This window comes from Flavobacterium sp. LMO6, assembly GCF_009495795.1.
Classification (GTDB): domain Bacteria; phylum Bacteroidota; class Bacteroidia; order Flavobacteriales; family Flavobacteriaceae; genus Flavobacterium.
The window spans coordinates 480,466-492,116 of the sequence record NZ_WIBH01000001.1 but is presented as its reverse complement, the minus strand read 5'-3'; the positions used below and the strand labels follow the sequence as shown (position 1 = coordinate 492,116).

Here is an 11,651-nt window from a genome sequence, read left to right as displayed (position 1 = left end):
TTATACGTCTGACTTTATTATATTTTTTGTTTTAATATTTAAGGTAAAAAGTGCAGCAAAAATTAATAATGTTCCTGCAAAAGTGATTGCGTTTCTTGGATCATTATTTAAAAAATGCTTTAAAACATAACCAAATGAAAGGTTTTGAATAATCATTGGAATAACAATCATCATATTTATAATTCCCATATATACACCATAACGTTCTTTAGGAATATCGGCAACAACCATTAAATATGGAATTCCCATCATACTTGCCCAACCAATACCAAAACCAGTTATAGCAAAAAATAGTAAGTTTTTATTTTCTATTTGAGGAAAAACTAAAAACCCAATCGCAGCAAGTAATAAGCATACTGCGTGCACATATTTTGCTGAATATTTTTTAGCAAAACCAACTAATGCAAAAGCAATTAAAAAAGTCACAATATTATACCAACCGTTTACTAAACCTGTCCAACTAACAGCTTTCTCATACGCTTCTGGATTTGATTTTGGAGTAGCATTCCAAACAGATAAAGCAATACTTTTTGAGGAGTTTTGCCAATAACAAAACAGTGCATACCATTGAAACATGTAAACTAAAGCAAGTTGCCACATTACTTTTGGCATATCTTTAATAGCTGAAAATATCTCTAATAAAGGCGCTACAAAACCTCCTTTTTTGCTTTTTATTCTAGCTAATTCTTCTTCTGATGGTGGAATTTCATTTGTAGTTTTCATACTCCACCAAATAGACCCAATTGAACAAATAGCCCCTAAGAAAAATGATGCGTAAACCCAAGTTGGCAAAGAACCTGTTTTTCCAATTATAATTAACGGAAATATAAACAGAGAAAGATTGGCTAAAGTTTGTCCAAAACCAGTAAAAAAACTTTGCATCTGAAAACCTATAGGTTGTTGCTCTTCTATTAATTTATCTGCAACAAAAGCACGATATGGCTCCATTGCCATATTATTACCAGCATCTAAAATCCATAATAATCCAGCGGCCATCCACAAAGAACTACTAAATGGAAAGGCTAATAAGGCCAAACTACAAAGTATTGCTCCCAATAAGAAATAAGGCTTACGTCGTCCAAATTTTGGATGCCATGTTTTATCGCTTAATGCTCCAATAATAGGCTGAACTAACAAACCTGTTACTGGACCAGCAAGATTTAATAATGGGATTTCATCTGGAGCTGCTCCTAAAAAATCATAAATTGGATTGATAGCACTTTGTTGCAATCCGAAACTGTATTGAATTCCGAAAAAACCAACATTCATATTTAAAATTTGCCAAAAACTGAGCTTAATTTTTCTCATAATTTATTTAGTTTGTCTAAAAAATCCTGAAAATTAGCTGTATTTGTAAAAACGACTCCGTTATTATCTATTACAGGTATTTCAATATTTGAAAGACTAATATTAGCCTTCTTTAATTTATCTAACATTTCTTTTAATGCTTCAATATCTTTATCGATATCTAAAAATTTATATTCTACCTTTTTTTTATCTAAAAACTCTTTTGTTGCAATACAATGAGGACAGCTATCGCTACCATATACTATTAAAGATTTTTCTGATTTAGCTGTGTTATTTTTTTCTTGAGCTAAAACCAAACTAAAACTAGTTAAGAATAAAACAATTAAAAATAATATTGATTTTTTTGACATTGTAAATGATTTAAAAACAATTCCTATACCATAAAGATAATGATATAGGAATTGATAACTAAACATGATTTTTTTTTATTAGAACTTATAAACCAATGTTAATGAAGTTGTTCTTCCATTAATTGAACGAGCTCTTACAATATTGTTTGTATTTTCAGTAATACTTCCTTCTTCTACTTCGGTAATTCCAATTGAATTAAAAATATTATTTGCATTTAATGAAGCCGATAATCCTTTTGTTAACTGAAATTTAATAAACGGATTTACATAAGCATAACCAGGCATAACCAAATCATTATTATCTTGTGCATAAGATTTAGTTGTTCCAATTACGCTGAATCCAAATAAATGTTTATTTTCTTTACCAAATTTATATGAAGCATTTGCATTAAAAATAAAATCTGCTTGACGTCTTGGTGTATTTCCTTCATATTGAGGATTAAAGAAATCTTCTTTTATTCTAGCATGAGTCCAAGTAACACTTCCTCCAAAATCAAACTTTTTAATGTTATAGTATGATTCTAATTCAATACCATAAGCTTCGTATTTACGTTGAATTTCTCTTGGAGATCCACCAGCAAAATCCCAGTTTTGTTCAGAAGTTTGCGCAAGGAATCCAGTAACAAATAAAGACAATTTATCTTTTCTATGTTTAAAACCTAATTCTGTTTGAGTAACATTATCTGCACTTAACCCAGACAATGCTTGTCCAGAAGGTAAAACTGCCGAACCAAATAAAAGTCTATCCGCATTTGCTCTACCACCTTTACTATGACGACCAAAAACCGATTGAAAATCATTTAACAAGTAATTTGCTCCAAACGAATAAGAAACATAGCTAAAATCATAATTTATTGGCAATCTATTTGCATTATCTACAACTGAAACACTAGCTTCATTAGGCTCAATTATTCCATTATTATTTACATCTAAACCAGTTGCTTGAGTTGCACCTGCATAAGTACCTCTAGCAGTACCTGAATCAAAACGTAAACTTAAATCAACATTAAATTTTTCATTAATTTTATATTCTGCACCTACATATGGCGCTTGTATATCATAAATAGCATCGTAGTTTCTTGTACAACAATTTCCCCATGAAGGAACTCCATATGCATACAATCCATTAGTTGAAGCAGAACCAGCATTAAGAAGTGATGCATTATTTCCATTAACTTCCATTAAGTATGAATTCCACAACCATGACATTGAAATATTCTGAATTGCTCTATAATAACCAGCTGAAAAATTTAAATCTCCAATTTTTTTAGAAATTTTAAAATCATTTGTAAAATTATTAAAGTTATTAATTTCTACATCAAACAAATGAATTCGCATTGCCAAAGCATTGTTGTCAAAATTTTGACCTACTCTAGGACCATTTGCATATGTTAAATTTGCAACTCCAAATTCTGTTGCATAAGCACTTGCATTTTGAACATCAGCAGGAAAAGGGGAAACAAAACGACCATTATGGAAATTTTGTCTAAAACGATTTTCAATTTTCCAATCTTCTCCTAAATCAAAAGAAAACTCTCCTCCAAAAGAAGTTGCAACCGGGCGCATACCATCTCCAATATTGCTTCTTCTAGGCTGACCATCAGCACCTACTGACAAATTATCTAAGAAATAAGCACTGTGTTGTGTATCGTGTAAAATATCAAAATTTGGTAATGAAGACCAATTTGGATTTGCATTTGTTCCAGAAACCTGAACTGGCATTGGTAAATATCCAATTGCCTTATCATTCAAATATTTAAAATACAATCTTGCATAACCTTTTTCAAATTTTTTAGTAAGATTTGCTTTAAACTGCCCTCCAATATTTGCAGTATAACCAGCATTTCTAGGTCCTTCACCTTGTCTGTAAAAACCACCAACATGTACACTTACAGATTCATTTAATGGTGTTCCATATTCAAAATCTGTTCTTGTATTATTAAAATCAACTCCCATAGATTGTGTTACAGAACCTCCTTCAACACTTCCATTTTTACTGATAAAATTGATAATTCCAGCAGGAGAATTACTTGCTAAAGTAGATGCAGAACCTCCTCTAATTGCTTCAACTCTAGATACAGTTTGGTCATATCTTAAAAATATGTCAGCATTTCCAAAAGCAACATCACCAAATTGCATTACTGGCAAACCATCTTCTTGCATTTGCAAGAATTTACCACCACCAGAAGCAACAGGAATACCACGAACTGTTACATTTGCGTTACCTTCACCACCAGTAGATTCAGATTTTATTCCAGGAATAGAACGAAAAACTTCTGCAGTTACCCTTGGAGCTGCTTCTTCTATTTGTTTTGAATTAACAGAACTTACAGAAACACTAGATTCTAGTTTAGATTTAGGATTCAAAACCCCAGTAACAATAACATCTTGAAGTTGTGTAGAATCTTCTTCTAATACTATTTCTAATTTTGTATTTCCATTTACTACGACTTCAATTTTTTGTGTTTTAAAGCCAAGATATGATGCAACAACTACTACTTTTCCAGAAGGAATATCTGAAATTGTATAGACACCATCAAAATCTGAAGAAGTCCCAATTTTGCTTCCTTCAATGGATAAATTAGCTCCACCAATTGGAACTCCCATGTTATCTTTAATTGTTCCTGATAAGCTTCCTTTTTGCGCAAACGAAAAAAAGCTTGAAAAAATCAAAAACAAAAAGGCAAATTTGAAAATTGTAAAGTTTACTTTCATTGTGTAATAATTTTAATTAATTGTTAGATTTTTGTGTTTAATATTTCGAAATTATTATTTTTAAATATAAAAAATATAAAATTAGTATCGAAAACGTTTTCGAAAAACCGAAAACGTTTTCGATTTTTTTAAATAGAAAAAAAATTGTACTTTAGAACTATGAAATCAAAAGAACCAACCTTAAAATATATTGCCGAAGAACTTAATATTTCAACTACAACTGTATCTAAAGCTTTAAAAGGTTATAAAGATGTAAATGCAAAAACTAGAGAAAAGGTTATTGAATTAGCCAAATCATTAAATTATACTCCAAATTCATTTGCGGTAAACTTCAGAACAAATGAATCTAAGATTATAGGATTAATTATACCTGAAGTTGTTCATTATTTTTTTTCAAGTGTTATTAATGGTATAATTGCCGAAGCTGAAAAGCAAGACTATTTAGTTATCATTCTTCAGTCTAATGAATCTAAAGAAATGGAGAAAAAACAAGTAGAATTACTAATGAGTAAAAGGGTTGACGGAATTATTATCTCACTGTCTAATGAATCAAATAATGACGAACATTTAGAAACAATATTGCAAAAAGACATTCCATTTGTTTTAATTGACAAAATTTCAAAATTAATTAATTGTTCAAAGGTAATTATTGATGATAGAAAAGCAGGATTTGATGCTGTTAATCATTTAATTTCAGTAGGATGTAAAAAAATTGCACACATAAGAGGTCCTGAAAACCCTCAAAATGCAATTGATCGGTTTATGGGTTATAAAACAGCTTTAGAAAAAAACAATATAGCTTTTGATAAATCATTAGTTTATACATGTGAAAATGTAACATTTAAAGAAGGATATGATTTTGCAAAAAAAATCGTTGAAGATCATCCAGATGTTGATGGTATATTTGCAATTACTGATCTAGTAGCTTTTGGTATTTTAACTTATTTGAATGAAAAAAATATAAAAATTCCCGAGCAGATTGCTGTTATTGGTTTTAGCAATTGGTTTATGTCTGAAGTTATTTCGCCAAAACTTAGTACTATTGAACAACCTGGTTTTAAAATGGGTGCAGAATCATTTTTATTGTTAAAAGAAGAAATTGAATCTATGAAAAAAGAAAATAAACGTTTATCTAAAATTGTAACATTAGATACAAAATTGATTATTAGAGAGTCTACGCAGAAATAATTATTTAGCCTTTTCTAAAGTAAATGAAAATTCTGAACCAATTCCTAATTGACTTTCAACGTAGATTTTTTCATTATGTCCTTCTATAATGTGCTTTACGATAGCTAAACCTAATCCTGAGCCACCTTCACTTCTAGCACCACTTTTATCTACTCTATAAAAACGTTCAAAAAGACGAGGAATGTTTTGTTTTTCAATTCCTTCCCCGTTATCTGTTATACGAACAATAACTTTATTGTTAATTAAATCTTCGATACTAACTTCGGTTGTGCCGCCTTTTTTTCCGTATTTTATTGAATTTACAACTAAATTGGTTACTATTTGCTGAATTTTCTCTTGATCAGCCAATACCCAAATAGGTTTAGAATACCTTGTGTCAAAAGTTAACGTAATGTTTTTATTAGAAGCTTTCATTTCAAATAAATCAAATACATTCTGAACTACCTCTACAATATTAAAATTAGTAACATCTAAATTAAGTTCACCTACCTCTAATTTGGTAATCATATCTAAATCTTTAACGATATAAATTAATCGTTCTACCCCTTTTTCGGCACGTTCTAAATATTTTTTTCGAATGTTTTTATCGTCCATTGCGCCATCTAACAATGTTAGTAAGTAGCCTTGAATGGTAAAAAGAGGCGTTTTTAATTCGTGAGAAACATTTCCAAGAAATTCTTTTCGGTATTCTTCTCTAATTTTTAATGTTTCAATTTCTAGTTTTTTATCTCGGGCAAACTTTTTAACTTCTTTAGTTAAAGTTGCCATATCTGTAGTAACTGGCTGATTAATATAAGAAGTTGTTTCTAAGAGCGAAACATCGTCATATATTTTTTTTACTCTTTTGTAAATAAAATGCTCTACTCTAAATTGAATTAAAAAAAAAGTAGCACAATAAAAAACAAAAGAAAAAGCCAAAACGATTAATAAATCTAATGACTGAACAAAATAATGATACAATAAAATAGTTGCTAAAAAAAACAACGTTACATAAACGGATGACTTTAAAGCAAACTTATAAGATTTTTTAAATTTTAATTGCATTAAAATTCAATTTTATATCCCACACCTTTAATAGTTTTAAAAAAATCGTCTCCAATTTTTTCTCTAAGCTTTCTAATGTGAACATCTATTGTTCTTCCGCCTACAACCACTTCATTACCCCAAACTTTATCTAATATTTCTTCTCTAGTAAAAACCTTTCCTGGTTTAGTCGCTAACAAATAAAACAATTCAAATTCTTTACGAGGCAAAATAATTTCTACACCTTCTTTAACAATTTTATATTCTTCTCTATTAATTTCTATGTTACCAACATTTAATGTAGTACTCGATGAAGATCCTTCGGAGTCTTTAAATCTTCTTAATAAAGCTTGAACTTTACTAACTAAAACTTTAGGCTTAATAGGTTTAGCAATATAATCGTCTGCACCTGCATCAAAACCAGCTACTTGTGAATAATCTTCAGAACGAGCGGTTAAAAAAGTAATAACCGTATCTTGAAGTTCTGGAGTTTTTCTTATAATTTCACAAGCTTCCATTCCGTCCATTTCTGGCATCATAACATCCATAATAATTAACTGTGGAAGTTCTTTTTTTGCCATTGCCACTGCTTCTTTACCATTTGAAGCGGTTATAATTTGATAGCCTTCTTGAGAGAGATTATATCCTACTATTTCTAATATATCTTGCTCATCATCAACCAATAAGATCTTAATGTCTTTTTTTTTCATTACAACAAATGTTATGTTTTGCTTTGTAAAGGTAAATATAAAATAAAATGTTCAAAGCGGTTTACAATTTTTTAATCTATTAACATTAAGATAACATATTAACAACTAAATAATAACAAATGAATAACTTTTCAGTAACACAATAACAGTTCCTTTGCACCAAATTTAAAAACACAACATGAAACTACGTTTTTTATTATTGTCATTATTCTTTGCAACAGCTATGTTTGCACAAAATGGAACTGTAACTGGAACTATTTTAGATAAAGAATTTAACAACGAACCTTTAGCTTTTGCTAATATAGTAATTAAAGGAACAAAACAAGGAACTTCTACAGATGAGAATGGAAAATATTCTATTTCTCTAAAACCAGGAAATTACACAATAGTAATTGGTTACTTAGGATATGAAACTAAAGAAATTGCTTTTACAATTAAAGCAAATGAAAAAAAAGTAATTAATCATACCCTTGTTGCAAGTGGTGTTCAATTACAAGATATCGAAATTGTGCATATTGTTTCTAAGGAAAAAGAAAGTGCTTTATTACAAGAACAACAAAAAGCAGTTGAAATTAAACAATCAATTGGTGCTGAAGAAATTTCTAAAAAAGGAATTGGAGATGTTGCTGCTGCAGTAGCAAAAACTTCTGGGATTTCTAAACAAGAAGGTTCAAGTGATATTTACGTTAGAGGTCTTGGAGATAGATATAACTCAACAACTATGAATGGATTACCGTTACCTTCTAACAATCCTTCAACAAAAAATATGTCTTTAGATGTGTTTTCTACTGACATAGTTGAATATATTGGTATTGACAAAACATTTAACTACAAAAACTACGGAGATTTTGCTGGAGCAAACGTTGATATTGTTTCTAAAACATATAGAGGAAGTGGAATGGTTGAAGTAGGAACTGGAACAGGATTTAATTCAAATGCAATTTCTCAAAATAAATTTTATTTACAAGACGGACCTAATTTTCATGGTTTTAGTAACCAAGCAATACCAAGCAATCCTTTAGCAGGATATAATTTTACAACTAGCTGGGACAAACAAGCTGTTACACCAGTAAATGGGTCGTTCTATTTAAGAGGTGGAGATTCTTACGGAATTGGAAATAATGGTAAGTTAAGTTTCTTTGTAAATGCTTCTTTTGATAATGGTTACACATACAAAGAAGGCGCAAGAAGAGGAAGTGTTAACACTCAAGCAATTGCAGGAAAAGATTTTTTTAGACAATCATACGAATATAGTACTGGTTCAAATGCCATGGCTAATATCAACTACAAAATAAATAGCAATCATAATATCAAATTCAATTCAATGTATATTAATTCTACATCGCAAAAGCATGAAGAATTTACTGGGATTATAGATATTTTTGATGCAGCACCTAATGGTGGTGGATTTGTTCGCCGTTCTACTTTTGAAAGAACCTCTTTATTAATTAATCAATTATTAGGAAATCACACATTAGGCAATCGTACAAACTTTGATTGGGGAGTTTCTTACAACATGATGTCAAATGTGATTCCTGATCGTATGCAAAATACATTTGTTCCTTTAGATAATGATAATCCAAATGTATCACCTTTAATTGTATCTAATTTAAATAAATCTGATAACCACAGATATTTTCAAGATATGACAGATGATGAATTAGCAGGAAATTTCACATTGACATATAAATTTGGTAAAAGAGAAGACGATACATTTAAAGGAAAATTGATCGCTGGATATAGTGGACGCTACAAAGAAATTAATTTTGATGCTACACAATTTAACTTTAAAATTAACTCTCAAGAAATAATAGATATAAACAATATTGATGGTTATTTTAACCAAAATAGTTTTAATTTAGGATATTTTGATATTCAAACATTTAGAGGTGGTTTAAGTGTTCCAAATGCATTAAGCCCTCAAAATTATAATGGTCAACAAATTATTTCTGCTGGGTTTGGAGCAATTGAATATCAGTTTACACCAAAATTATTTGTAATTGCAGGTTTCCGTTCTGAATACATCATTCAAGATATCTTTTATAGTACTTCATTAAAAACAGGTAAAAAACTAACTGACACTGTAGAGTATTTACCTTCATTAACTGCTAAATATGAAGTAAGCGAAAAACAAAATATAAAATTTGCAGCTAGTAAAACATATACTTTACCTCAGTTTAAAGAAAGAGCACCCTTCTTATTTGAAGAAGTTGGACAAAGTTATTTTGGTAACGAGAACTTATACAACTCAACAGATTACAATTTTGATTTAAAATGGGAAATGTTCCCTAAAAATGGTGAAGTTTTATCGTTTACAGGATTTGGAAAATACATACAAAACCCAATCAATCAAGTTACTGTAGCATCTGCAACAAATGATATTTCATGGGTTAATTCAGGTGAAAAAGCAATTGGATTAGGAATTGAAGGAGAATGGAGAAAAAGTATAATTTCAAAAGAAAACATTACTACTGGAGAAAAAACAAATTTAGGTTTTGGACTTAATGTTTCTTATTTATATACAAATCAAGATTTAGATACTCAAAAAGTTATTGTAGAAAACCCAGGAATAAGTGTAGCGTTTACAAATCAAGAGTCAAGATTATCAGGGGCTTCAGATTTATTAATAAACTCTGACCTTAGTTTTAACAAAGAATTTAAAAATGATAAATCATTAACTGCAACTTTAGCAGGTGGTTATTTTTCTGATAGAATTTACGCTTTAGGAGTTACAGGAAAAGGAGATTTAGTAGATAGTGAAGTTATTACAGTAGATTTCATATTAAAATTCAATCTTAGTAAAAATATTGGAATTGGATTTAGTGCTAAAAACTTAACAGATCCAACTATTGAAAGAAAACAAGACATTCAAGATATTGTAGTTGACTCTTATAAAAAAGGTAGAAACTTCAGTTTATCAATGAAGTATTCATTCTAAAACAATTAGTTAACATTAAATAAATATTAGGCGGATTTTTTTAAAATCCGCCTAACTATTTTTAATATATTCATAACATTTAGATAATCACTAAATAATCAAATCGTTATAGATTTGCTACAACAAATTAAATAACACACAAAATGAAAAATTTATTATTATCAGCTTTATCTATAGCTGTTTTAACTTTTACATCTTGCTCAAGAGATGAGAATTCAAATGACACCAATGCTGTTACTATCAATCCAGCAGATTTTAGAGGTGAATTATTATCAGGACAATCTGCAACACTAAACGCAAACCAAGTATATAATTTAACTGGTTCTTTTATTGTAAGAGGTGGAGCTACATTAACTATTCCTGCTGGAACAAGAATTGAAGCTACTGGTGGAACTGCTTCTTATATTGCAATTGCACAAGACGGATTATTATATGTTAATGGAACTTCAACTAATCCAGTTATTATGACAAGTGGAAATGTAGTAAAAGCTACTGGAGACTGGGGTGGATTAGTAATTTGCGGAAGAGCAAACACTAACAAAGGAGGTTCTACAGGACAAACTGCAACTTCTGAAGTAGGAGATTTAACTTATGGTGGTACTGAAAACACAGATAGTTCTGGAGTTATTCGTTACTTAAGAGTAGAATATACTGGAGCTGCATTTAATGCAACTAAAGAATTTAATGGAGTATCTTTATTTGGAGTAGGTAGTGGAACAGTTTTCGAATATGTACAAGCTTACAAAAGTGGAGATGACGGAATTGAATTTTTTGGTGGATCAGTTAATCCAAAATATTTAGTAGCATTTCATAGTGAAGATGATGCAATTGATTTTGCAGATGGATTTTCTGGAACAATTGAAAATGTATTTATTAAAGATGTAGCAAAAGCTGGTGTTGAAGGATCTAACAACGGAGACAATGGAGCAGCTACACCAACAACAAATGCAACATTAAAAAACTTTACAATTATTAAAGGTGCTTTAGCAGGTTCAGAACACGGAATGTTCTTGAAAGAAGGTACTGGAAGATGGAATTGTCAAAATATTTATATTGATGGTTTTACAAAAGGTTTAAAAATTAATTCTTCTACTGTAGACCCAAATTCTAATTCAAATGTAGATAGCGGATTTGTTACTTTTAACCCTATTTATTTTGGAACTTCAATTACAACTCAATCAGAATATGCAGGAACAAACACAACTTATCTTACTGTAGGTGCTAATACGGGTGCAGGTAACAGTGGAAACACTCCAACTTGGACTGCTGGTTGGACAACTGGATTGTAATATTTACAATAAAAAAATAAAAAAATTCCCTCCTAGTGAGGGAATTTTTATTTTAGTGGTAATTATTTTTATGATGTCAATAATTTAAAAAGAAATTTTTATCTTTGAATTAAATCAAATTAAACTTTAT

General features: G+C 29.8%; 8 protein-coding genes. 3 read left to right on the top strand and 5 right to left on the bottom strand.

Annotation, left to right across the window (positions count from 1 at the left end):
* The 3 genes from GFJ99_RS02210 to GFJ99_RS02200 form a co-directional block, all read right to left on the bottom strand.
* Complete coding sequence (locus GFJ99_RS02210; RefSeq protein ID WP_153207351.1) at positions 1-1,308, bottom strand: MFS transporter; 1,308 nt, start codon at positions 1,306-1,308, stop codon at positions 1-3.
* Positions 1,305-1,658, bottom strand: coding sequence for a glutaredoxin family protein (locus GFJ99_RS02205; protein WP_162523894.1), 354 nt, complete (start codon positions 1,656-1,658; stop codon positions 1,305-1,307). The genes GFJ99_RS02210 and GFJ99_RS02205 overlap by 4 nt, the downstream gene beginning before the upstream one ends.
* A 78-nt stretch (positions 1,659-1,736) precedes the next feature.
* Entirely contained in the window at positions 1,737-4,373 is a 2,637-nt protein-coding gene (locus GFJ99_RS02200) for a TonB-dependent receptor (RefSeq protein WP_153207349.1), read from the bottom strand.
* 159 nt (positions 4,374-4,532) lie between these two features.
* Between GFJ99_RS02200 and GFJ99_RS02195 the strand changes: the two genes are divergently transcribed.
* Positions 4,533-5,561 (top strand): LacI family DNA-binding transcriptional regulator, encoded by a 1,029-nt coding sequence (locus GFJ99_RS02195; protein ID WP_153207348.1) that lies wholly within the window; start codon positions 4,533-4,535, stop codon positions 5,559-5,561.
* Here the strand turns inward: GFJ99_RS02195 and GFJ99_RS02190 are convergent, their stop codons facing one another.
* A complete protein-coding gene (locus tag GFJ99_RS02190) occupies positions 5,562-6,605 on the bottom strand; it encodes a cell wall metabolism sensor histidine kinase WalK (protein ID WP_153207347.1) in 1,044 nt (347 codons plus the stop codon). It lies immediately after the preceding gene.
* Complete coding sequence (locus GFJ99_RS02185) at positions 6,605-7,294, bottom strand: response regulator transcription factor (protein ID WP_153207346.1); 690 nt, start codon at positions 7,292-7,294, stop codon at positions 6,605-6,607. Before GFJ99_RS02185 ends, GFJ99_RS02190 begins: the two co-directional genes overlap by 1 nt.
* Before the next feature lie 178 nt (positions 7,295-7,472).
* On the opposite strand from GFJ99_RS02185, the gene GFJ99_RS02180 reads away from it, so the two are divergent.
* Together GFJ99_RS02180 and GFJ99_RS02175 are read left to right on the top strand one after the other, a co-directional pair.
* Positions 7,473-10,232 carry a TonB-dependent receptor gene (locus tag GFJ99_RS02180; protein WP_153207345.1) on the top strand — a complete coding sequence of 920 codons (2,760 nt, stop codon included), beginning with the start codon at positions 7,473-7,475 and terminating at the stop codon, positions 10,230-10,232.
* Positions 10,233-10,375: 143 nt separating this feature from the next.
* The gene (locus GFJ99_RS02175) at positions 10,376-11,521 is read left to right on the top strand and encodes a hypothetical protein (RefSeq protein ID WP_008255887.1); all 1,146 of its coding nucleotides are present in this window, start codon (positions 10,376-10,378) and stop codon (positions 11,519-11,521) included.
* Positions 11,522-11,651 lie beyond the last annotated feature (130 nt).

What these genes read in the sequence shown, in the direction of transcription:
- GFJ99_RS02210 (WP_153207351.1), bottom strand. Translation starts at nt 1,308, where the DNA reads ATGAGAAAAATTAAGCTCAGTTTTTGGCAAATTTTAAATATGAATGTT.
- GFJ99_RS02205 (WP_162523894.1), bottom strand. Translation starts at nt 1,658, where the DNA reads ATGTCAAAAAAATCAATATTATTTTTAATTGTTTTATTCTTAACTAGT.
- GFJ99_RS02200 (WP_153207349.1), bottom strand. Translation starts at nt 4,373, where the DNA reads ATGAAAGTAAACTTTACAATTTTCAAATTTGCCTTTTTGTTTTTGATT.
- GFJ99_RS02195 (WP_153207348.1), top strand. Translation starts at nt 4,533, where the DNA reads ATGAAATCAAAAGAACCAACCTTAAAATATATTGCCGAAGAACTTAAT.
- GFJ99_RS02190 (WP_153207347.1), bottom strand. Translation starts at nt 6,605, where the DNA reads ATGCAATTAAAATTTAAAAAATCTTATAAGTTTGCTTTAAAGTCATCC.
- GFJ99_RS02185 (WP_153207346.1), bottom strand. Translation starts at nt 7,294, where the DNA reads ATGAAAAAAAAAGACATTAAGATCTTATTGGTTGATGATGAGCAAGAT.
- GFJ99_RS02180 (WP_153207345.1), top strand. Translation starts at nt 7,473, where the DNA reads ATGAAACTACGTTTTTTATTATTGTCATTATTCTTTGCAACAGCTATG.
- GFJ99_RS02175 (WP_008255887.1), top strand. Translation starts at nt 10,376, where the DNA reads ATGAAAAATTTATTATTATCAGCTTTATCTATAGCTGTTTTAACTTTT.